This window comes from Halorubrum miltondacostae (assembly GCF_041379815.1).
Lineage (GTDB): Archaea > Halobacteriota > Halobacteria > Halobacteriales > Haloferacaceae > Halorubrum > Halorubrum miltondacostae.
Map to the genome: position 1 here is coordinate 207,297 of NZ_JBEDNY010000001.1, position 20,272 is coordinate 227,568.

Annotated in this window: 21 protein-coding genes; 12 read left to right on the forward strand and 9 right to left on the reverse strand. The window is 69.2% G+C overall.

Annotated features, from left to right (window positions below):
• Positions 1–28: 28 nt before the first annotated feature.
• Together ABNG04_RS01115 and gap are read right to left on the reverse strand one after the other, a co-directional pair.
• Entirely contained in the window at positions 29–1,258 is a 1,230-nt protein-coding gene (locus ABNG04_RS01115) for a phosphoglycerate kinase (RefSeq protein WP_371159296.1), read from the reverse strand.
• A gap of 176 nt (positions 1,259–1,434) precedes the next feature.
• Positions 1,435–2,487, reverse strand: a complete 1,053-nt coding sequence (gap, locus tag ABNG04_RS01120; protein ID WP_371159298.1) for a type I glyceraldehyde-3-phosphate dehydrogenase — start codon at positions 2,485–2,487, stop codon at positions 1,435–1,437.
• Positions 2,488–2,704: 217 nt separating this feature from the next.
• Between gap and ABNG04_RS01125 the strand changes: the two genes are divergently transcribed.
• On the forward strand, positions 2,705–3,085 hold the full coding sequence (locus tag ABNG04_RS01125; RefSeq protein ID WP_297887238.1) for an Hsp20/alpha crystallin family protein: 381 nt from the start codon (positions 2,705–2,707) through the stop codon (positions 3,083–3,085).
• Between the two features lie 23 nt (positions 3,086–3,108).
• Here ABNG04_RS01125 and ABNG04_RS01130 read toward each other — a convergent pair whose 3' ends face one another.
• Positions 3,109–4,014, reverse strand: coding sequence for an ATP-grasp domain-containing protein (locus tag ABNG04_RS01130; protein ID WP_371159301.1), 906 nt, complete (start codon positions 4,012–4,014; stop codon positions 3,109–3,111).
• Positions 4,015–4,103: 89 nt separating this feature from the next.
• Positions 4,104–4,403: a translation initiation factor eIF-1A gene (gene eif1A, locus ABNG04_RS01135; protein ID WP_371159303.1), complete on the reverse strand. Its 300-nt coding sequence runs from the start codon at positions 4,401–4,403 to the stop codon at positions 4,104–4,106.
• A 139-nt stretch (positions 4,404–4,542) separates the two neighbouring features.
• On the opposite strand from eif1A, the gene ABNG04_RS01140 reads away from it, so the two are divergent.
• Positions 4,543–4,722, forward strand: coding sequence for a DUF7470 family protein (locus tag ABNG04_RS01140; RefSeq protein WP_371159305.1), 180 nt, complete (start codon positions 4,543–4,545; stop codon positions 4,720–4,722).
• A 97-nt stretch (positions 4,723–4,819) separates the two neighbouring features.
• Positions 4,820–5,065 carry a DUF8151 family protein gene (locus ABNG04_RS01145; protein ID WP_371159307.1) on the forward strand — a complete coding sequence of 82 codons (246 nt, stop codon included), beginning with the start codon at positions 4,820–4,822 and terminating at the stop codon, positions 5,063–5,065.
• Positions 5,066–5,068: 3 nt separating this feature from the next.
• On the opposite strand, the gene ABNG04_RS01150 is transcribed toward ABNG04_RS01145, so the two are convergent.
• Positions 5,069–6,787: a cryptochrome/photolyase family protein gene (locus ABNG04_RS01150; protein ID WP_371159309.1), complete on the reverse strand. Its 1,719-nt coding sequence runs from the start codon at positions 6,785–6,787 to the stop codon at positions 5,069–5,071.
• A gap of 139 nt (positions 6,788–6,926) precedes the next feature.
• Between ABNG04_RS01150 and ABNG04_RS01155 the strand changes: the two genes are divergently transcribed.
• The 4 genes from ABNG04_RS01155 (at position 6,927) to ABNG04_RS01170 (ending at position 9,027) form a co-directional block, all read left to right on the forward strand.
• On the forward strand, positions 6,927–7,124 hold the full coding sequence (locus ABNG04_RS01155) for a hypothetical protein (protein WP_371159311.1): 198 nt from the start codon (positions 6,927–6,929) through the stop codon (positions 7,122–7,124).
• 95 nt (positions 7,125–7,219) lie between these two features.
• A complete protein-coding gene (locus tag ABNG04_RS01160) occupies positions 7,220–8,197 on the forward strand; it encodes an aldo/keto reductase (RefSeq protein WP_371159313.1) in 978 nt (325 codons plus the stop codon).
• Between the two features lie 93 nt (positions 8,198–8,290).
• A complete protein-coding gene (locus ABNG04_RS01165; RefSeq protein WP_371159315.1) occupies positions 8,291–8,446 on the forward strand; it encodes a hypothetical protein in 156 nt (51 codons plus the stop codon).
• A gap of 134 nt (positions 8,447–8,580) precedes the next feature.
• Positions 8,581–9,027, forward strand: a complete 447-nt coding sequence (locus ABNG04_RS01170) for a hypothetical protein (RefSeq protein ID WP_371159317.1) — start codon at positions 8,581–8,583, stop codon at positions 9,025–9,027.
• 122 nt (positions 9,028–9,149) lie between these two features.
• Here the strand turns inward: ABNG04_RS01170 and ABNG04_RS01175 are convergent, their stop codons facing one another.
• Positions 9,150–12,305, reverse strand: a complete 3,156-nt coding sequence (locus ABNG04_RS01175; RefSeq protein ID WP_371159319.1) for an adenosylcobalamin-dependent ribonucleoside-diphosphate reductase — start codon at positions 12,303–12,305, stop codon at positions 9,150–9,152.
• A gap of 423 nt (positions 12,306–12,728) precedes the next feature.
• Here ABNG04_RS01175 and ABNG04_RS01180 point away from each other — a divergent pair, with 423 nt between their 5' ends.
• Complete coding sequence (locus ABNG04_RS01180; protein ID WP_297889132.1) at positions 12,729–12,971, forward strand: DUF8029 family protein; 243 nt, start codon at positions 12,729–12,731, stop codon at positions 12,969–12,971.
• Positions 12,972–13,015: 44 nt separating this feature from the next.
• Here ABNG04_RS01180 and ABNG04_RS01185 read toward each other — a convergent pair whose 3' ends face one another.
• Positions 13,016–15,283 (reverse strand): CDC48 family AAA ATPase, encoded by a 2,268-nt coding sequence (locus tag ABNG04_RS01185; protein ID WP_371159321.1) that lies wholly within the window; start codon positions 15,281–15,283, stop codon positions 13,016–13,018.
• Positions 15,280–15,531 carry an Hsp20/alpha crystallin family protein gene (locus ABNG04_RS01190; RefSeq protein ID WP_297889137.1) on the reverse strand — a complete coding sequence of 84 codons (252 nt, stop codon included), beginning with the start codon at positions 15,529–15,531 and terminating at the stop codon, positions 15,280–15,282. Before ABNG04_RS01190 ends, ABNG04_RS01185 begins: the two co-directional genes overlap by 4 nt.
• A gap of 211 nt (positions 15,532–15,742) precedes the next feature.
• Between ABNG04_RS01190 and ABNG04_RS01195 the strand changes: the two genes are divergently transcribed.
• The 4 genes from ABNG04_RS01195 (at position 15,743) to ABNG04_RS01210 (ending at position 19,431) form a co-directional block, all read left to right on the forward strand.
• Positions 15,743–16,513, forward strand: coding sequence for an alpha/beta fold hydrolase (locus ABNG04_RS01195; protein ID WP_371159323.1), 771 nt, complete (start codon positions 15,743–15,745; stop codon positions 16,511–16,513).
• 90 nt (positions 16,514–16,603) lie between these two features.
• Positions 16,604–17,287 (forward strand): DUF2391 family protein, encoded by a 684-nt coding sequence (locus ABNG04_RS01200; RefSeq protein ID WP_371159325.1) that lies wholly within the window; start codon positions 16,604–16,606, stop codon positions 17,285–17,287.
• A 92-nt stretch (positions 17,288–17,379) separates the two neighbouring features.
• A complete protein-coding gene (locus tag ABNG04_RS01205; protein WP_371159327.1) occupies positions 17,380–17,754 on the forward strand; it encodes an Hsp20/alpha crystallin family protein in 375 nt (124 codons plus the stop codon).
• 3 nt (positions 17,755–17,757) lie between these two features.
• Positions 17,758–19,431, forward strand: coding sequence for an ABC1 kinase family protein (locus tag ABNG04_RS01210; protein WP_371159329.1), 1,674 nt, complete (start codon positions 17,758–17,760; stop codon positions 19,429–19,431).
• Between the two features lies 1 nt (position 19,432).
• Here ABNG04_RS01210 and ABNG04_RS01215 read toward each other — a convergent pair whose 3' ends face one another.
• Positions 19,433–20,266, reverse strand: a complete 834-nt coding sequence (locus ABNG04_RS01215) for an FkbM family methyltransferase (RefSeq protein ID WP_371159330.1) — start codon at positions 20,264–20,266, stop codon at positions 19,433–19,435.
• Positions 20,267–20,272: the final 6 nt, after the last annotated feature.

The window sequence follows — 20,272 nt, forward strand, 5'->3', positions numbered from 1 at the left end:
AGACGGGCCGCTGCGTCGCGCCGCCGCCTCAGTTCCCCGCTCGCCGCGCCGCCGCCTCCAAGACCTCCACCGCCGGGAGCGGCTCGCCCGTCAGCGCGCGGATGTACGCGCCGCCCGCGATAGAGACGTGCGAGAACTCGTCCTCGCTCAGGCCGTACATCTCGATCGCCCGCGAGGTGTCGCCGCCGCCGACGACCGAGAAGCAGTCCGTCTCCGCGATGGCCGCCAGGGCCCCGACGGTGCCGTCGGCGAACCGCTCGTCCTCGAAGACGCCGAGCGCACCTTTCACGAAGACCCCGTCGGACTCGCGGATCAGCGGCCGGTAGTCGTCGACCGTCGCGGCGCCGACGTCGAGGAAGCCCGTCTCCTTCTCGTCGATGTCGTCGACGGCGACCTCCGCGCGCTCGCCGTCCGGCCCCTCGTACGCGAGGTCGCTCGCGAGGTGGATCGCGTCCCCGCGCTCGTCGAGGACCGACTCTATCAGCTCGCGGTTCCGCTCCCACTGCTCGTCGAAGAGGTCCATCTCGCCCACGTCGTGGCCGACCGGGTGGCCCGCGGCGCGGAGGAACAGCTCGCCGGCGACGCCGCCGAGCAGGAAGCGGTCGACGCGGTCGTCCAGCGCGTCCATCACGCCGATGACGTCGGTCGCCTTCGTCCCGCCGACGACCATCGTCACGGGGCCGTCGAACTCTCGGGTCGCGATGGCGGTGTTCGCCTCGTACTCGGTCTCCATCACGCGGCCCGCGTACGCGGGGAGCGCGAGCGGGAAGCCGACCAGCGAGGCGTGCTTCCGGTGGGCCGCCGAGTAGGCGTCGTTGACGTACGCGTCGAAGTGCGGCGCGAGCGTCCGAACGAACTCCGTCTCCGCCTTCGCCTCGGGCTCCGCCTCGGGCAGTTCGTCCTCACACATCCGGGTGTTCTCCAGCAGGAGGACCTCGCCCGCGTCGATCGCGTCGATCGCGTCCAGCGCCTCGTCGCCGTACGTGTCGTCGACGAACGCCACGTCGCGGTCGACGTGGTCCGCGAGGAGTTCCGCGTGACCGGCGAGCGACGTGAAGTCGTCGCGACCGGGGCGACCCTGGTGAGCCATGAGGACGACCCGGTGGCCGGCCGCTGCGAGTTCGCGGACCGTCTCCGTGTGGCGCTCGAACCGGCGGTTGTCCTGCGGTGATCCGTCCTCGATGGGGGAGTTGAGGTCCAGTCGAACGAGGACGCGTGAGTCGGCCGGGAGGTCGTCGATGGTGTCGAACTCGGGCATGGGTGAACGGTCGTCGATGCGGTAGTTAAGCGGTTGCGCTCTGGGGGAACGTTGCCGTCGGGAACCGCCGCCGTGGAACGTCGCCGTCGGGAACTGTCGCCGCCGGAGAGCTCCTCCGTCGGGGAACGGTACCGTCGCTCCGACGTGTCAGCCGGACGCGTCGGGGTCCGAGCCGTCTAGGCCTCGTCTTGGACGTACGCGGCCATGTCGAGCATCCGGTTCGAGAAGCCGTACTCGTTGTCGTACCAGGTGAGGATCTTCAGCAGCTTCCCGCCGGCGATGACGTTCGTCGACTGGAGGTCGACGTAGCTGGAGAAGGGGAGGCCGACGATGTCGGAGGAGACGACCTCGTCGTCGGTGTAACCGAGGACGCCGGCGAGCGGACCGGAGTCGGCGGCGTCGCGGAAGGCGGCGTTGACCGCCTCCTCGGTGACGGTCTCCTCGAGGCTGACGACGAACTCGGTGAGCGAGCCCGTCGGGACCGGGACGCGCATCGCCATGCCGTCGATCTTGCCCTCGAGCTGCGGGAGGACCTTCTGGGCGGCGCCGGCCGCGCCGGTGGAGGTGGGGACGATGTTCTCGGCGGCCGCGCGGCCCCGGCGGCGCTTGCTCATCGGGCCGTCGATGAGGCTCTGGGAGCCGGTGTAGGCGTGGACGGTGGTGAGGGTGCCCGCGTCGATACCGAACTCCGCGTCGAGCACCTTCGCGACCGGCGTGATGGAGTTCGTCGTACAGGAGGCGTTCGAGATCACGTCGTCGCCCTCGTACTCGTCGTGGTTGACGCCGTAGACGAGCTGTTTGACCGGCTTCTCGCCCTTCGGCGGGGCCGAGATGATCACGGTGTCCGCGCCGCCGTCGAGGTGCGCGCTTGCGTCGTCGCGGGTGCGGAAGATGCCCGTACACTCCAAGGCGACGTCGACGTCGAGCTCGTCCCAGGGGAGGTCGGCGGGGTCCTGGACGTTGAACAACGGCACCTCTGTGCCCCCGACGGTCAGCGCGTCGCCGTCGCGCTCGACGCCGTCCAGCCGGCCCATGACGGTGTCGTACTTGGCGAGGTACCCCATATCGTCGAAGTCCATCACGTCGTTGATCCCGGTGAGCTCGATCCGGGGGTTCTCCAGCACCGCGCGGAACACGTTTCGCCCGATGCGACCGAACCCGTTGAGCCCCACTCGGACGACCTCGTCGTCGCTCACGTCTTCGCCGGCTGACAGGTACGATTTACTCATGTTCGAAAAAGCCGAGCCGCAACTACTTAAATCCGGCTCAGTCCGCCGGAGATCGTCATAATCGTTCGAATTTGTTACGATCGGCCTCACGGATCCGCCTCCCCGCCGACGGATCGTCGCTCGCCGCCGCCGGGTGGTACTCGCCGGTACCGGGCGGATACCGGCCGATACGGCGACCGACAGAAGGCTTATCGGGGTCACCGACCTCACGTGGGGTATGGACAGAGACGACCGCGACGATCCGTTCGGAGACTTCTTCGAGGAGATCGAGCGGATGATGAACGAGATGGCCACCGGCGATGCCGCGTCGGCCGACGACGCCGGGTTCGGCTCCGACACCCACGTCGACGCGTACACGACCGAGGAGTCGGTCCGTCTCGTCGCCGACCTCCCCGCCGTCTCGAAGGACGACCTCTCGCTCCGCTGCGACGGCGACGCGCTCACCATCTCGGCCGTCTCCGACCGGCGCGAGTACGACGAGACGGTCGAGCTCCCTGCCCCCGTCGACGAGCACTCCGCGGACGCGACGTTCAACAACGGCGTCTTGGAGGTCTCGTTCGACCGCGACGACGACAGCGCGTCGATCGACTTGGTCTGAGCCGGCGCGTCACGCTTCGCTTCTCACTCGTTCTCTGCGGTTCGCCTGACGAGCGCCGCAAACCGGTCGTAGAAGTCGTCCTCGTACTTCGTCGCGGCGTCGACGGTCGGCCGCGCGTTCGTCTCGTTGACGACGAGGCGGTCGTCGGTCGCGAGTACGTCGACGCCGAGGTAGTCGATCCCGAGCGCCGCGGCCGCGCGCTCCGCGAGGTCCCGCGCCTCGGGGTCGAGGTCGACGCCGCGGGCCGTCGCGCCGCGGTGGACGTTGTGTTTCCACCGGCCCGCCGCGAGCGCGTCGGCGTCGAGTTCGCGCCGCACCGCCCCGGCGTACGCGCCGTCGACGACCATCGCCCGGTAGTCGCGCGCGTCCGGGAGGTACTCCTGGATCAGGAACGACTTGTCGCCGGTGGCGCGGTAGTCGTGGATCAGGTTCAGGTAGTCGACCACGCCTAACAGCGAGTCGAGGTCGGTCGCGGTCGCAACGCCGACGCCGCGGGTCGCGGAGTTCGGCTTCACGACGACGGGGTAGGAGAATTCCGCGACGGCGTCGACGACGACCGACTCGTCGACCGGGTTCGAGACGAGCGTCGTCTTCGGCGTCGGGAGGCCAGTGTCGTCGAGCGTCGCCAGCACGCCGGCCTTGTTGCGCGAGGTGACGACCGCGTCGCGGCCGTTCACCCACGGGACGCCGAGCCGCTCGTCGACGACCGCCCCCTCCATCAGCCGGGTGGGGTAGACGAGGCCGACGTCGAACCCGTCGAACTCGTCGGCGTCGGCCGCCGGGGGACCGTCTCCCTCGGCGCCTCCGCCCGAGACGCGGAGCGACCGCTCTTTCGCCCGCACGTGACCGACGTCGACGCCGCGGTCGGCGAGCGGCCCGCGCACGCGTTCGAACGTCTCCGCGTCGGTCGTCATCGCGAGCCGGAGCATACGCTCGTTGGGGCCCGTTCGAACTTAAGCGCCGCGCGGGCGGCGCGTGGAACGCGGCCGGTCGGCGCGCCGTCGGAGAGCCGAGACGCTCACTCCGCCTGCCGGAGGTGGCCTTCCTCGCGGAGCTGTTCGGCCTCGCTCTTCTCGTAACGCCACGAGATGTCGGCCTTCTCGTCCTGCCAGTCCCACGGCTCGACGAGGACGATGTCGTCTTCGCGGATCCATACCCGCTTTTGCATCCGGCCGGGGATGCGCGCGGTTCGCTGTTTCCCGTCCGCACAGCGCACTTTCACGCGGTTCGCGCCAAGCATCTCGACGACCTCCGCGAACACCTCGTCGTCGTCTGGCATCCGGAGGTCGTTCCGACCGCCACCGTCTCCGTTGCTCATGCGTACGCGGTGATACGCGCTCGCGGAAATAAAAGGGCCGCTCTGCGCCGGGGCGACGCAGACGCGTTCTCGGGTCGCCGCCGCGTCGCGTGCGCGCGGATCAGTCCGATTTAACAACGCTCGACGGAGACTCGACGACATGCGAAGCAAACTCGGCCTCGAAGGCATCGTCGGGCTCGTCCTCGTCGTCGCGGCGGTCGGTATCATCACCTACCGCGATCCCGTCATCGCCGGCGCGATGATGGTGCTCCTCGCGGGGCTGGCGCTGATCGCGAAGGGACTCGCGGACACCGTCATGCGGTCGTTCGGCCTGAAGTGAGGCGTCCACGGGGGGTCGCTGCCGGTGACTCGGCCGACGACGCGCCGTTCACCGTGGTCCCGAAAGAGTCATAATCGCCGGCCGTCCCTCCTCGGGTATGGTCGAAGTACCTGCCGTCGCGGTCGAACTCGTCGAACTCCTCGCCGCCACCGTCGGTGCCGGCGCGGCCGCCGCGGTCGGCGTCGTCCTCGAACAGTTCGGACTCTCCGCGGTCTCGAGCGGCGAGCTCGTTCTCGGCGCGTGGGCAGTCGGCATGGGGCTGCTCGCGCTGTACGTGGGGCTCGTCGGCCTCGGGTACGAGCAGGCGCTCCCGCGGCTCCGCCGCCTCGCGAGCGGCGAGTAGGCCTCACAGCTCTCCGTCCCCGGCCAGCTCGCGCACCCGGTCCGCGCGCTCCCGGATCGCCGCCCACTCCTCGTCGTCCTTGTTGTCGACGTGCGAGTACATCAGCCCCATCCGCCCCGTGCCGCGGAGCGTCTCCTCGTTCTCCTTCAGGAAGTCCCAGTAGAGCGCGTTGAACGGGCAGGCGCCCTCGCCCGTGGTCCGCGAGACGGCGTACCGGCAGTCGGCGCAGTGGTCGCTCATCCGGTTGACGTAGTTCCCCGAGGAGGCGTACGGCTTCGAGGAGAGCACGTCGGTGCCGAACGACCCCATCGCGACGACGTTCGGCGTCGTCACCCAGTGGTAGGCGTCGACGAAGCCGAGGTGGAACCACTCGTTCACGTCGGCGGGGTCGGCGCCGTACACGAGCGCGAAGTTCGACAGCACCATCAGCCGCTCGATGTGGTGCGCGTAGCCGAACTCCCGGACGTGGCCGACCGCCTCCGAGAGGCACCGCATGTCCGTCTCGCCGTCCCAGTAGGCGGGGGGCAGCTCCCGCTCCTGATCCAGCTGATTCGCGTCCGCGAGCTCCGGCATCGCTTCGCGGTACACGTGGCGCATGAACTCCCGCCAGCCGATCACCTGCCTGACGAACCCCTCGACGGCGTTGAGCGGCACCGGGGCCGGCTCGTCACTCTCGGTCGCTCTGCCCCCGGTCGCTCCGTCCTCGCCGTCCGCCGCGTCCCCGCCGAACTCGTCGAGCGACGTTGCCGTCCCGCCCCCGTCGCCGTGGTCGTCCGGGTCGTATGCGCCGGGCTCGACGCCGCGCTCCGCGTAGGCGCGCTCGACCGCCCGCACGGGCTCGCGGGGGTCGAGCAGCCCGAGGTTGATCGCCGGCGAGAGCAGCGAGTGCGAGAGGAACGGCTCGCCGCCGACCATCGCGTCCTCGTACCGCCCGAACGCGGGTAACCCGTCCCGGACGAACCGGTCGAGCGCCTCGCGGGCCTCCTCCCGGGTGACCGCCCACCCGAACTCGTCGAGCGCGTCGTTCCCCCACGTGTCGAACCGCTCGCGGACCCACGCGTGCGTCTCGCGGGTCAGCTCGTCCGGTTCGAACGTCGGCCGGCCCGGCGGGGTCCAGTCGTCCGGCGGCGTCTCTTGGTTCAGGTCGTCGTAGTTCCACTCTCCGCCGACCGGGTCGCCGTCGTCCATCAGCACGTCGGCCTCCCGGCGGACGTGCCGATACCAGTTCTCCTGTCGGAAGGTCCGCTCCGCCGCCCCGTCCTCGCCGATCGCGGCCTCTCCGTCGCCGGCCCACTCGCGCCAGTCCGCCGGCGTCGTCCAGAACAGCTCGTTGTCGATGAGTTCGAGGGTGCCGCCACGCTCGGCGACCAACTCGCGGAGCCGCTCGCCGGCGCCGTGGCCCGCGGGCCGCATCAGCCGGAGGTGCGGCCCGCTGTCGTCGTCGCCGCCGTCCGCCTCGGGACGACGGTCGGCGAAGAACTCGTCGAGCCCCTCGCCGAACGAGTCCGCCCGCACGTACGTCACGTCGTAGCCGCGCTCGCGGAGGTCGTCGCGGAAGTGCCGCATCGCCGAGAACACGAGCGTCAGCTTGTGGGCGTGGTACGGCTTCCGGTCGGCGAACCCGTGGGCCTCGATCAGCAGCACGTCGTCGGCCCGGTCGAGCACGTCGAGGTCGGGGTTGAGCTGGTCGCCGAGCAGCCAGCAGGTCGTCCGGTCGCTCACGAAATGATCAACGGTCCCGACTCTCATAGGTCCGGCGGCGCCGCCCGCCCGCGGCGGTCCCGGGTCGCACATGTCTCCGCGCCACCCGCACCTCCGCGTCATCCGCGGCTTTTTATCGGCTCGTCGTGTCGAGCGAGCCATGGACAATATTCTCACGAACTGGCTGCTCGGGCTGATAGCCGCCCTCCTCGCCGTCCTCGTGCTCGACTCGACCGGAGAGTCCTTCCTCGCGCTGCTGTCCCCGGTCGCGAACGTGCTCGCCCTCGTGACCTTCCTCGCGTTCGTCCTCCTCACCGGCGCGTTCCTCGTGTACACCGCGTCGTTCCGGGACCTCTAGCGCCCTAGCGTTCCCTGCGGCGTTCGACCCGGGAGACCGCCGACGAGCGTCGCCGCCGCGCGTAGCTTTTTGTCCCGCCTCGAACTGGTGCGGGTATGGAGTACACCACGCTCGGTTCGACCGGCACGACCGTCTCGGAGATCTGTCTCGGCTGTATGAGCTTCGGTGACCCTGACTGGCGCGAGTGGGTCCTCGACCCCGAGGCGGGCCGCGAGCTGGTTGAGCGCGCGATCGATCTGGGCGTGAACTTCTTCGACACCGCCAACATGTACTCGAACGGCGAGAGCGAGCGCGTCCTCGGCGAGGCGCTCGACGGGTACGACCGCGACGAGTTCGTCGTGGCCACGAAGGGGTACTTCCAGATGGACGAGTCGAACCCGAACTCCGGAGGGCTCTCTCGGAAGGCGATCGAACAGGAGCTGTCGAACTCCCTCGACCGGCTGGGGATGGACACGATCGACCTCTATCAGATCCACCGCTGGGACGACGACACGCCGATCGAGGAGACCCTCGCCGCCCTCGACGACGCCGTGCGGCGGGGCGACGTGCGCCACGTCGGCGCGTCGTCGATGTGGGCTCACCAGTTCGCGGAGTCGCTCCACGCGAGCGATCGCGAGGGGTACGAGCGGTTCGCCACGATGCAGAACCACTACAACCTCGCGTACCGCGAGGAGGAGCGCGAGATGCTCCCGCTCTGCGAGAAGGAGGGGATCGGCGTGATGCCGTGGAGCCCGCTCGCGCGCGGCTACCTGGCGCGCCCGCACGAAGAAGTCGACACCACGCTCCGCGGCGAGACGGAAGAGCACCTCTACGCGCACCCCTACCGCGAGGGGGGCGGCCGAGCGGTCAACGAACGGGTCGAAGAGCTCGCCGCCGAGAAAGGCGTGAAGATGGCGCAGATCGCGCTCGCGTGGCTGTTCCACAAGGAGTGGGTCGACACGCCGATCGTCGGCACGACGAGCGTCGAACACCTCGAGGACGCGGTCGAAGCGCTCGAGATCGACCTCTCTACATCGGATGTCGAGTGGCTCGAAGAACCCTACGAGCCGGTCCGCGTCTCCGGCCACGAGTGATGGCGGAGCGCTGACGGCCCGCGTTCGACGCCTAAATGATGTTTTAGGAATATATCGATAACCTACTTGTGTGCTAGTGGATACCAAACAAGTATGTCTAACGACGACGACCGATCGCCGGTTCGTTCGCGCACCGAGTACGCTCGCGCTCGGATGCGGTGTCCGAACTGCGGCGACCGCGTGCCCGCGGCTGGCGGGAGCTCCGAGGCGACGGAGTGCCCGAACTGTCACCGGATGGTTCGAACCTGACGCCGACGCGACCCCGTCGGCCGGCCTGTTGGCGACCGCGCCCTACGGTCAGCGGCGGTCCACCGCGGGCTTATAAATACATCGTCGCGGACGCCACGGCAACCCTTTTCGGCCGCGCCGCCGAACGCTCGCGCATGGCAGACGACGACGCCACCGACCCCGAGAACGGCGAGGCCGGCGAACAGGGCGACTCCGCCGACGGCGACGACGGGGAGGAGAAGTCCTTCCGCGAGCGCGTCGAGGAGATCCGCGAGCGACGCGAGCAGGAGCGCGAGGAGGGCGACCGCCCAGACCCCGAGGAGATGATGGGCGGCGGCGGCCCGCCGGGGATGGGCGGTGGCGGCGGCGGCAACCCCTTCGCGCAGATGATGTCCGGCATGATGGGCGGCGGCGGCCCCGGCGGCGCGGGCGGCCCGCCCGGCATGGGCGGCGGTCCTGGCGCGCAAGGCGGCGAGCGCGGCGGCCGCGGCGACGACGGCGGCAACGAGGAGCTCGTCCGCGAGGTGCGCCAGCTCCGCGACGAGGTCCGCGATGCGACCCGACAGCTCCAGCGGATCGCGCAGGCGCTCGAAGACGACTAGCTCCCCCGCGACGCTTCTCCGCGCTTCGACCCGCCCAGCGGTACGCCAGCCGAACAGCTACCGGTGAGTCCGTGTCGCGGAGTCGGCGTTCGAAAAAACTGCGTCGTCGACTGCTCGTTATCTTAACACTCCGACCAGCCGCACGACTCGCACGTCTTACAACCCTCGGAGTAGTAGAGGTTCATCCCGCCGCACTCGGGACACTCGGGCGACTCGCCCGCGGCGATGAGTTCCTGCGTCGAGTCGTCGGCGCCGGCGGCGTCGTCCTCGCCCGTCGGCGCAGTCCCGGCTGGCGCGTCCGTCGCCGTCCCGGCGTCGACTGCGCCGCCGTCGGTCTGGCTCGGGCGGCCAGCGCCCGACGCGGCCTCCTCGACGTCGTCGAGGCTCTGCTGTTGGGGGATCCCCTTGTCGACGTCGTCGTCGAGGTAGCGCCGCAGCGCGGTGCCGATGGCGTCCGGGATTGACTGGATCTGTTCGCCCTTGTCCCAGGCGACCTTCGGGCTCCGGGTGCCCTGGAGCTCGTCGACGATCTCCTCGGGGTCGACGCCGGAGCGCAGCGCCGTCGAAATGACCTTCGCGAGCGCCTCCGTGAAGGAGTTGGTGTAGCCGCCGGAGTGGCCGATGTTCGCGAACAGCTCGAACGGCAGCCCCTGCTCGTCCTCGTTGATGGTGACGTACAGCTTGCCGTAGCCTGTCTCCACGCGCTGGGTGACGCCCGACAGCGAGTCGGGGCGCGGGCTGCGCTCGCTGTAGTCGATCCGGGGCTGCTCGGTCGCTTCGAGCAGGTCAGAGACCTCCGCGTCGATCGCTGTGCGGACGTCCTCGTTGTCGAAGAACGCCTCGACGCCGCCGAAGACCTCGTTGATCTGCTCGACGATGGTCTCCGCGGCCTCGCTTTCGTCGGCGAACTCCGTGTTCTGCGCCCGCGTCGTGAGCACCTGCTTCGAGCGGGTGCCGTCGCGGTAGTAGGTGACGCCTTTCCCGCCGTTCTCGTAGATGTACTCGAAGACCTCCTTGGCGTCGCCCAGCGTGGAGTCGTTGGGCGCGTTCACCGTCTTCGAGATGGCGGAGTCGACGCCCTTCTGACAGGCGACCTGGACGCCGGCGTGGTCCTTCGCCGAGAGGTCGCCGGTGACGACGAACAGCTCGCCGATGGCGTCCGGGACGGTGTCGAGCCCCTCGACGCCGTCGAACTCGTTCGCGGCCATCTGCTCCTGCGCCTCGCGCTTGACGGCCTCGACGTCGACGTCGTTGGCCTCTAGCGTGCGCAGGAAGTAGTCGTCGAACTCGACGAGCATCTCGTCGCCTTGGACGTCGTCGGAGACGTTCTTGTAGTAAGCGACGTTGTAGATCGGCTCGCAGCCGCCGGTCGTGTTGCCGATCATCGACGTCGTGCCCGTGGGGGCGATCGTCGTCGTGTTGTGGTTGCGGATCGGGAAGCCGTCCGCCCACTCGTCGGCGTCAAGCCCGGTGAAGTGCTCGAACCAGTCGCGGTGCTCGGTCGGGTTCGCGTACTTCGAGTCCGCCCAGTCGGTGAACGTCCCGCGCTCCTCGGCGAGCTCGTGCGAGGCGAGCTTCGACTCGTGGTTGATATGGGTCATCAGCTGCCGGGCGATCTCGTTGCCCGACTCGGAGCCGTAGCGGACGCCGAGCTGGACGTACAGCTGCGCGAGCCCCATGATCCCGAGCCCGATCTTCCGCATGTCGCGGACCTTCTCCTCGATCTCGTCGACCGGGAAATCGGACATCGTGACGACGTTCTCGAGGAAGCGGGTGCCGTACGCGATCCGGTCTTCGAACTCCTCGAAGTCGATCGCCTCCTCCAAGAACGCCTCGACCGCGGCCGCCTCGGAGTCGTACTCGTCGGCGTGCTCGTCCGACCAGACGCGCCAGTCGGGCGCGTCGAGGTCCGCGAGCGTCGAGAGGTTGATGTGGCCGAGGTTACAGGCCTCGTACTCTTCCAGCGGCTGCTCGCCGCAGGGGTTCGTCGCAAGGATCTGGTGCTCCGGGTGCTCTTCCACGTCGAAGGAGTGTTGCTTGTTGATCCGTTCGAGGTAGACGACGCCCGGCTCCCCGTTTTCGTGGGCGCCCTGGATCATGTGGTCCCAGATCTCGGCCGCCGGGACGGAGAGCTCCTCGCCGACCTCGACGTGCTCGCCGAGCCCGAACATGTCGTAGAGCTCCTTCGTCTCCGGGGTGGCGACGTGGGGCTCCTCCGTGCGGGGGTTGGTGAAGGTGAACTCCTCGTCGTTCGCCAGCGCCTCCATGAAGTCGTCGGTGACGCCGACGCTGATGTTGAAGTTCGAGAGGTGCCCCTCGACCGCGTTCCGGAGGTGCTCGGGCACCTTACCGTCCTCGTCGATGAGTTCGCGGGCCTCCTCCAGCGCGTCCGCGAAGGAGTTGTGCGTGAAGTCGTCGGGGTCGTTCAGGCGCAGCGAGTGCGCGAGGGAGACGTCCTTGTTCTTCGCGTGGATGAACTGGATGACATCCGGGTGCGAGATGCGCATGACGCCCATCTGTGCGCCGCGGCGCGCGCCGCCCTGCGCGATCGTCTCGCACATCTGGTCGAACGTCCGCATGAAGGTGATCGGACCGGAGGCGATGCCGCCGGTGGACCCGACGGAGTCGCCGTACGGGCGGAGCTTCCAGAACGCGTACCCCATGCCGCCGCCGGACTGGAACACCTCGGCCGCCTCCTTGGCGGTCTGGTGGATGTCGGTGATGTCGTCGCCCGGCGAGTCGACGAAGCAGGCGGAGAGCTGCTGGAGCTCGTCGCCCGCGTTCATCAGCGTCGGGGAGTTCGGCATGAACGAGAGCGACTCCATCCCGCTCCGGAACGTCTCGGCGGTCGCCTCGACGTGGTCGCGCACGCTCTCGGGCAGCTCGGGGACGACCGTCTCGTAGGCGAACTTGTTGACGTTGTGGGCCGTGAGCGCCGTCTCGGTCTCGTCGTCGGCCGTCGTGCCCGCGCCGAACACTTCCTCGGCGAGCTCGTCGCGCCGCGGGTGGTCGGGCTTCAGCTGGTCGGGCGTGACGGTGACCTCGACGCCCTGCTTCTCGGCCTCGAAGACGGCCTCTGCGAGCGCGACGTTGCGCGCGACGCGGTCGAACAGCTCTTCTTGATCTTCGACCGGTTCGCCGTCCGCGTTCTTCCGGAGGTAGCGCGCGGGCAGGATGTTGTGATAGGCGTTGCCCGTGAGGCGCTCCTCCATCGTGTCGCCCGTGGTGCGTTTGATTGGTAGTTCGACTCGGTCCGCGGAGACGCCGTCGCTGCTCATTCGACGGCCACCCCGCTGGCTTGGCGTGGTGTGTGGATCATCTGTAGTGTTGGTGTACTGGCGAGCCGAGCCCTTGTACGTTCGGATGTTCGGACCCGTCCGGCATCTACATGTCAGATTCGGTATGTAACGTCCGCCCGGCGCGTCTGACGCTGAATCCGGTACGTCGGCAAGGAAGGGGCTGTGGCCACATAAGCATAGGCAGACCGGAGTGAAACTGAATTCCGAAGGAAAAAATCGCTTGATGTGAGCGGTTCCCCACCGGAACAGAAGGGGGGGTTGGCTCTTCGGTGTTCCGGCGTTGAGACTACGCGCCGCCGCCGCGCCGGCCGTTCACTGGCGGCTCTCCGATCGGGCTCGCCGCGCCCGTTTCCCGTTACCTATCAGAATCGATACTAGAATTTGGGCTCGTCCCACAAGCTTATGCCCGGCGTCGCCGTGAGGCCGGACATGACCGCATCGTCGCTCGCGCTCGCGGGGCTCGTCGCACCGGCGCAGGCCGCGCTGCTCGGCAGCCAAGTCGGGCAGCTGCTGGTCGCGCTGGTCGCCGTCGCGCTCGTCATCGTCGTCGGCAAGTTCGTGTTGAAGCTCGCGTGGCGGCTCGTCACAATCGGCATCGTCGTCGTCGCCGCGTTCTACCTGCTGTCGACGCTGGGACTCGTCTAAAAAATCGCCGCGGGCCGGCCGCAGGTTCGGGTCGCGCGCCCGACTTACTGGAACGCCGCGCCCGGCTCGGCCTCGTCGCGGTCGACCTCCGACCGCTTGAACTGCTTCTCGATCTCTTGGTAGCGCTCGCGCGTCTCGGGCGTCACGCTCGGGTTCACCTCGCTCAGCGCGTCCTCGAAGTGGGCCATGGTCACGCGGACGTTGCCGACGGACTCGCCGACCTCCTCGCGCGTGACGCTGCCGATGAACTCCCGGGAGGCGTTCATCGACGCCTCGCGGGCGACCGCCTCGATGTCGGCCCCCACGTACCCATCGGTCTTGCGGGCGAGCGCGTCGAGGTCGACGTCGTCCGCCAGCGGCTTGTTTCGCGTGTGGACCTCGAAGATCCGGCGGCGCGCCGTCTCGTCGGGGACGGGCACGTGGACGTGCCGGTCCAAGCGGCCGGGGCGGAGCAGCGCCGAGTCGATGAGGTCGGGGCGGTTCGTCGTCGCGATGACGACGACGTCCTCCAGCGATTCGAGCCCGTCGAGCTCGGTCAGCAGCTGGGAGACGACGCGCTCGCCGACGCCGGAGTCGCCGGAGTTCTTCCCACGCTCGGTCGCGATCGAGTCGATCTCGTCGAAGAACACGATCGTCGGCGCGTTCTCGCGGGCCTTGCTGAACACCTCGCGGACGCCCTTCTCGGACTCGCCCACGTACTTGTTCAGCAGCTCGGGCCCCTTGATCGAGATGAAGTTCGACTCGCTCTCGTTGGCGACGGCCTTCGCGAGCATGGTCTTCCCCGTGCCCGGCGGGCCGTACATCAGGACGCCCTTCGCGGCCTGCATGTCGAGCTCCTCGAACACCTCGGGATACTCCAGCGGCCACTGGATCGTCTCGCGGAGCCGCTCTTTCGTGTCGCCGAGGCCGCCGACGTCCTCCCAGGTGGTGTCGGGGACCTCCACGAACACCTCCCGCAGCGCGGAGGGTTCGATCCCCTTGATCGCCTCCTTGAAGTCCGACTCGGTCACCTGGATGCTGTTCAGCACGTCGGCGTCGATCTCGTCAGATTCGAGATCGATCTCCGGCCGGATGCGCCGCAGCGCGTGCATCGCGGATTCCTTCGCCAGCGACTCGAGGTCGGCCCCGACGAAGCCGTGCGTGTTCTCGGCGTACTCGTCTAGGTCGATCCCGTCGGTCAGCGGCATGTTCCGCGTGTGGACCTGGAGGATCTCCTTGCGGCCACCGCGGTCGGGGACGCCGACCTCGATCTCGCGGTCGAAGCGGCCGCCCCGTCGGAGCGCCTGGTCGATGGCGTCGACGCGGTTCGTCGCCCCGATGACGACGACCTCGCCGCGCTCTTCGAGCCCGTCCATCAGCGAGAGCAGCTGTGCCACGACGCGGCGCTCCACGTCGCCGCCGGCCTCCTCGCGCTTGGGCGCGATGGAGTCCAGCTCGTCCATGAAGATGATCGACGGCGACTCCTCGGACGCCTCCTCGAACACTTCGCGGAGCTGCTCTTCGCTCTCGCCGTAGTACTTCGACATGATCTCCGGGCCGGAGATCGTGTGGAAGTTCGCGTCGATCTCGTTGGCGACCGCCTTCGCGATCAGCGTCTTCCCCGTGCCCGGCGGGCCGTGGAGCAGGACGCCCTTCGGCGGGTCGATGCCGAGGCGCTTGAACAGCTCCGGGTGGCGCATCGGCAGCTCGATCATCTCGCGGACCTGCTCGAGCTCGTCGTCGAGTCCGCCGATGTCCTCGTAGGTGACGTCGGGGCCCTCGCCGGTCCCGCCCGCGGCGTCGCCGCGGTCGGCGATCTCCTCGGCGGAGATCTCCGAGATGCTGATCTCCGTCTCGTCGGTGATGACGACCGTGCCGCCGGGGCTCGTCTCGGCGATCTTCATCGGGACCGCCTGCGACTGACCGCCCATCAGCCCGAAGCCGAGCGAGGTCCGGATCGTCTGCCCCTCGGTCACGGGCTGGCCGGAGAGCTTGTCGCGGATGAACGGGGCGATCTGCCCCCGCACCCGCAGCTGGCTGGGGAAGGCGATCGTCACCGCGTCCGCCCGCGAGACGTCGACGTCCTCGACGGTGACGCGGTCGTCGATCCCCACGTCGGCCTCCTGGCGCAGGCGGCCGTCGATGCGGATCACGCCGGTCCCGTCGTCCTCGGGGTAGCCGGGCCAGACGCGGGCGATCGCTGCCCCGTCGGCGCTCTCGACGCGGACGATATCCCCGCCGGAAAGTCCGAGCTCGTCGGCCGCGACGCGGTCGATCGCCGCGAGGCGGCGACCGGCGTCCTTCTGTTTCAGCGGCTTGACGGTGAGCTTCATCGCTCGCCCTCCACGGTGAGCACGCCGTTGTTCACCGTCGCGTCAGCGGCCGTCCCGGGCAGCTCGAACTCCGACTCGACCGGCCCGTCCGGTCCCTCCACGACGACGATCGCCGTCCCGCCGACGGTGTCGACGGTGACCGTCTCGTCGTCGACGCCGAGGTCGGCGGCGACGGTCCAGCCGTCGTCGTACTCGTACCGACGCAGCAGCGCGCCGTCGCCGGTCGATCGGGTCTGTATGTGATTCATCCTAACTACGAGTTAGTCGCGAGAATATATAAAACCGTCGCTCAAAATCGCAGGACGTGAGTAATATCAATTCGTAACGGTAGTGTAGCGGTTCGGGGGTATCCGCCCCTTATCGACCGCCGCCGAGTCGGCCGACCGCCCGGTCCGACCGGCCGGTCTGCGCGGCCGCTCCCTCCGGCGTTTATACCGCTCGACGACGAACGCCCGAGGCATGGAACGGGTCACCCACGACGGCCGCGCGACGGCGTACCGCCGCTTCGACCGCGGCGGCGACGGACCGACGGTCTGTTTCGTCCACGGCAGCGGCGGCACGAAGGACGTCTGGAAGTCGCAGGCGCGGCTGGCCGACCGGTTTCCCGGCGTCGCCGTCGACCTTTCCGGGCACGGCGACAGCGACGACGTCGCGACGCCGCCCGGCCCCGAGACCCTCGACGCGTACGCGGACGACGTGATCGCCGTCGCGGAGCGGACGGGCGCGAGCGTGCTCTGCGGTAACTCCCTCGGGGGCGCGGTCGCGCTGTGGGTCGCCCTGGAGCGCGACTTTGCGCCCGAGGGTCTCGTCCTCGCTGGCACGGGCGCGAAGCTCGCGGTGGCCGAGCCCCTCCGCGAGGCGCTCGCCGACGAGTTCAAGCGGGCCGTGTCGATGCTCCACGAGCCGGACCGACTCTTCCACGACGCGCCCCCAGAGTACGTCGAGCTCTCCGAGGCGTCGATGCGCGCGTGCGGGCGAGCGCTCACTGAACGCGACTTCCTTACTTGCCACCGGTTCGACGTCCGCGACCGGCTCGACGCGGTCGGGGCCCCAGCGCTCGCGCTCGTCGGCGCGCACGACGAGCTCACGCCGCCCGCGTACCACGAGTACCTCGCGGACGAGATACCGGCGGGAGAGTACGCCGAACTCCCCGACTGCGCGCACCTCGCCATGCTCGAAGCGCCGGCCGATTTCAACGAAACGCTCTCGGCGTTCCTCTCCCGGTTGTAGGCCGCCGTCGCCTCCGGTCGGCGGGTCCGCCGACCGCGGGGAGGCCCCGCCCGTCGCGAGCTTTAGGTCGCTCGCGCGTCCCGGGGGCACATGGTCGACAGCGACGACGGGGAGACGCGCCGGGCGGACAAGTCCGGAGAGCCGGCCGCCGCGCCGCCCCCCGCCGACCCGGACGTCGACGACCTGCTCGCCAAGCTCGACGCCCTGCGCGACACGGTCGACGAGGGCCACGAGCGCGAGAAGGTGCGACAGACGATCTCGCTCGTCGAGCGGATGCCCGGGACCGGCGCGCTCGCGGAGCGGATCACGAAGTACACCACCCGTGACCTCGCCGAGTCGTTCGTCGGCGCGGTGCTGTTCGCGCTCCCGCTGCTCGTCGAGGGGGGCGTCTTCGAGATCGCGGCCTGGTTCGCGGCGACGACCGTCGCGGGCGTCCCGGTCCTCCTGATCGGCCACCTCGGGTTCGTCTTCCTCGCGACCGCCGGACTCCTCTACTACGCCGACTTCCGGCAGATCGCGATCCGCCACCCGATCTTCGGCGTCATCCCCCGTCGGTACGCGGGCGTCCTCCTCGTCTCGCTTACGACCGCGTCGGTCATGCTGCTGTTCTGGGGACGGCTCCACGAGGGGGACCCCACCGCGCTCGAACGGGTCGGACGGATCGCGGTCGTCTGGGCCGCGGCCGCGTTCGGCGCGGGGCTCGGCGACATCCTTCCCGGCGAGTCGAAGGGGGAGGACCTCGGAAAGCTCGACCTCGAGATCGGCGACGACTGAGCGACCGCGCCGCCGGCGGCGTCCGCTTCCGGTCCCGCGGTCCGATCGGTCCTTTCCACAGGTTTTTCGCCGCGGCGGCCGTACCCACCGCTATGTCAGCGTTACGCGACGCGCTCCGGGACCTCCCGGACGCGGTATTTGCGGACTTACTTGAGTCGGACGACGGGTACGTGCTCGTCGTCGACCTCCCGGGCGCGACCGCCGAGACCACCGAGGTGCTCGTCGAGGACGGCCGCATCGACATCGAGGGACGCCGCGAGAAGGCCGTCCCCGACGGGTTCGAGTACGTCCGCGAGGACCGCCCGCTGTTCCTCGACGCGGAGCTCCCCCTCCCGAGCGACGCCGACGGCGCGGGGGCCGACGCCGAGATCGACCGCGGCGTCCTCGAGATCTCGCTCCCCAAGCGGGCGCGCGACGTCTCCAAGAGCATCCCCGTCGACGGCGCGGACGACGAGGGCGACGCCTGACGGGTGGTCACGCTGGTCAACCTTCGCGCCTACTGGCGGTTCGTCGTCGTTCTGCGGCAATTCTCGCCGCTGATCCTCGCCTACTGGCGTGACAGGCGGCGGTACTTCCTGTTCGGCGGGAGCCGCGAGGTCGACACGGAGACCCAGCGCGAGCGCGCCGCCGTCCTGCTCGACATCCTGCTCACGCTCGGGCCGACGTTCATCAAGCTCGGGCAGATCCTCTCGACGCGGCCGGACATCCTGCCGCCCGCGTACATCGAGGTGCTGGAGGGGCTCCAAGACGACGTGCCCCCGGCCCCGTGGGAGGAGTCGAAGGTCGTCCTCGAAGACGAGTTCGGTCCGGTCGACGAGACGTTCGACGACTTCGACCGCGACCCGATAAGCGGCGCGAGCCTCGGGCAGGTGTACACCGCCACCTACGAGGGCGACTCGGTCGCGGTGAAGGTTCGCCGGCCCGGGATCGAGTCGCTCGTGGAGGCCGACCTGCGCACGATCCGCTGGTCGATCCCGCTGGTCAAGCGGTTCACCGGCGCGGGGCGGGCGTTCTCGCTGGAGAATCTCGCCGACGAGTTCGCCAAGACGATCCGCGAGGAGATGGACTACGCCCGCGAGCGCACGATGCTCGAGGAGATCCGCGGCAACTTCGTGGACAACGACCGGATCCGGATCCCGGAGACGTATGAGTCGGTGTCGGGACCGCGAGTGCTCACGATGGAGTACGTTCCGGGGACGAAGATCAGCGACATCGACGCGCTCGACGAGGCGGGCCGTGACCGGACGGCGATCGCGGAGATCCTCCAGGAGGTGTACCTCCAGATGATCATCGATGACGGCGTGTTCCACGCCGACCCCCACCCGGGGAACCTCGCGGTCGCCGACGACGGGTCAGTGATCTTCTACGACTTCGGGATGGCGGGGCGCGTGGACCCGTTCGTCCAAGAGAAGATCGTCGAGTTCTACGTCGCGGTCGCGCGACAGGACATCGACGACATCCTCGACACGCTCATCTCGATGGGGACGCTCTCGCCCGAGGCCGACCGCGAGGTGATGGGCAACGTGATGGAGCTCGCCATCGCCGACGTCCGGGGCGAGGACGTCGAGCAGTACCAGGTGAACCAGATCATCGAGCAGGTGGAGTCGTCCATCTACGAGTTCCCGCTCCGGCTCCCGCCGAACCTCGCCTTGGTCCTCCGGGTCGCCACCGTCGTCGAGGGGGTCTGTGTCACTCTCGACCCAGAGTTCGACTTCATCTCGACGGCCACCGACTACCTCCGCGAGGAGGGGTACTACGAGCAGACGGCCCGCGACCTCGCCGAGGACGCCGGCCGGCAGGTCCAGGAGACGACGGAGGCGCTGTTCACGGTCCCGCCGAAGGCCGACGAGTTCCTCGACCGCGCCAACCGCGACGACCTGACGGTCAACGTCGTGCTGGAGGACGACACCAAGGTCCTAGAGAAGCTGGCGATGCGGATCGCCTACTCGGTGCTGCTCGCTGTCGGCGTCCTCTCGGCGACGATCCTCTACTCGTTCGCGAACAACTGGCGGCTCGCGCTCGTCGTCCTCGCGCTGGCCGCGCCGCTCGCGATCGCCTTGTACCGGTCGTTCCGGAAGAAGCGCGGCCTCCGCGCAACCCCCCAGTTCACCAGACAGGGGATGAAACAGCGGCGAGACGACTGACTCACTCCCCTGCGTCAGGCGCTTCGAATGGCCGGCAGATCCACACGTCTTCCGCCTCCTCGACCGCGTAGTCCCGCGCTTCCAGCCACTCGCGCAGGGCGACGGGCCCGGCGTCCGCCACTTCAGCTTCCGCCGATCCCTCCGCTTCGTGGACCTCGACAACGAGCAGCGGCCGGTGCGCGGCGAGCGTCGCCGCCGCGCCCCGCAACACCGCGGCCTCGTGCCCCTCGACGTCAACCTTGATCGCGTCCGGCGGTGGCACTGGGTCGACGTCGCGCGGCTTCTCGGCCACGCTCCCGACAGCTCCGTCGGTCCCCTCCACGAGGTCGTCGAGCCGCCGGATCGGCACCCGCTCGGTGCCCGCGACGCTCGCGCCCCACCGCGTGGCCAGATCGCGGTCGAACGCGGAGCACTTCGAGAACGTCGACCGGTAGAAAGTGAGGGTCTCGTTCGCGTCCCCGAGGCCGGCGCGCCTGCGGTCGATCCGGTCCCCGAGCCAGTTCCGATAGACGTTCCGCGCCAGCCGGTCCGCGCTCTCGCCATTCGGCTCGAACGCGACCACGCGGCGATCGGTCCCGCGGGCCAGTGGCACCGCGTGTTCGCCGACGTGCGCGCCCACGTCGACGATCACCGCGTCGGTCGGGAGGCGGTCGAGCGCCGCGAGCCCGGCGTCGTCGCCGTGAGGGTTCGTCGGCTCGTAGCTCCAGTACGTCCCCGCGACCGTCCGCTTCGGCGTCGCGACGCCGAACGCGTAGGTAAGATCGGCGAGCCGGTACAGCGCCCGGAAGCCGAGCCGTTCGACCCGCGCGCGCAGCCGCGGCAACGACCGGGTCATCGCGGC

Coding starts and splice junctions, on each gene's coding strand:
- ABNG04_RS01200 (WP_371159325.1), top strand. CDS start 16,604: ATGGTCGACAGCGACGACGGGGAGACGCGCCGGGCGGACAAGTCCGGA.
- ABNG04_RS01155 (WP_371159311.1), top strand. CDS start 6,927: ATGGACAATATTCTCACGAACTGGCTGCTCGGGCTGATAGCCGCCCTC.
- eif1A (WP_371159303.1), bottom strand. CDS start 4,403: ATGAGCAACGGAGACGGTGGCGGTCGGAACGACCTCCGGATGCCAGAC.
- ABNG04_RS01175 (WP_371159319.1), bottom strand. CDS start 12,305: ATGAGCAGCGACGGCGTCTCCGCGGACCGAGTCGAACTACCAATCAAA.
- ABNG04_RS01145 (WP_371159307.1), top strand. CDS start 4,820: ATGGTCGAAGTACCTGCCGTCGCGGTCGAACTCGTCGAACTCCTCGCC.
- ABNG04_RS01140 (WP_371159305.1), top strand. CDS start 4,543: ATGCGAAGCAAACTCGGCCTCGAAGGCATCGTCGGGCTCGTCCTCGTC.
- ABNG04_RS01190 (WP_297889137.1), bottom strand. CDS start 15,531: ATGAATCACATACAGACCCGATCGACCGGCGACGGCGCGCTGCTGCGT.
- ABNG04_RS01130 (WP_371159301.1), bottom strand. CDS start 4,014: ATGCTCCGGCTCGCGATGACGACCGACGCGGAGACGTTCGAACGCGTG.
- ABNG04_RS01215 (WP_371159330.1), bottom strand. CDS start 20,266: ATGACCCGGTCGTTGCCGCGGCTGCGCGCGCGGGTCGAACGGCTCGGC.
- ABNG04_RS01180 (WP_297889132.1), top strand. CDS start 12,729: ATGCCCGGCGTCGCCGTGAGGCCGGACATGACCGCATCGTCGCTCGCG.
- ABNG04_RS01160 (WP_371159313.1), top strand. CDS start 7,220: ATGGAGTACACCACGCTCGGTTCGACCGGCACGACCGTCTCGGAGATC.
- ABNG04_RS01165 (WP_371159315.1), top strand. CDS start 8,291: ATGTCTAACGACGACGACCGATCGCCGGTTCGTTCGCGCACCGAGTAC.
- ABNG04_RS01125 (WP_297887238.1), top strand. CDS start 2,705: ATGGACAGAGACGACCGCGACGATCCGTTCGGAGACTTCTTCGAGGAG.
- ABNG04_RS01205 (WP_371159327.1), top strand. CDS start 17,380: ATGTCAGCGTTACGCGACGCGCTCCGGGACCTCCCGGACGCGGTATTT.
- gap (WP_371159298.1), bottom strand. CDS start 2,487: ATGAGTAAATCGTACCTGTCAGCCGGCGAAGACGTGAGCGACGACGAG.
- ABNG04_RS01195 (WP_371159323.1), top strand. CDS start 15,743: ATGGAACGGGTCACCCACGACGGCCGCGCGACGGCGTACCGCCGCTTC.
- ABNG04_RS01185 (WP_371159321.1), bottom strand. CDS start 15,283: ATGAAGCTCACCGTCAAGCCGCTGAAACAGAAGGACGCCGGTCGCCGC.
- ABNG04_RS01115 (WP_371159296.1), bottom strand. CDS start 1,258: ATGCCCGAGTTCGACACCATCGACGACCTCCCGGCCGACTCACGCGTC.
- ABNG04_RS01170 (WP_371159317.1), top strand. CDS start 8,581: ATGGCAGACGACGACGCCACCGACCCCGAGAACGGCGAGGCCGGCGAA.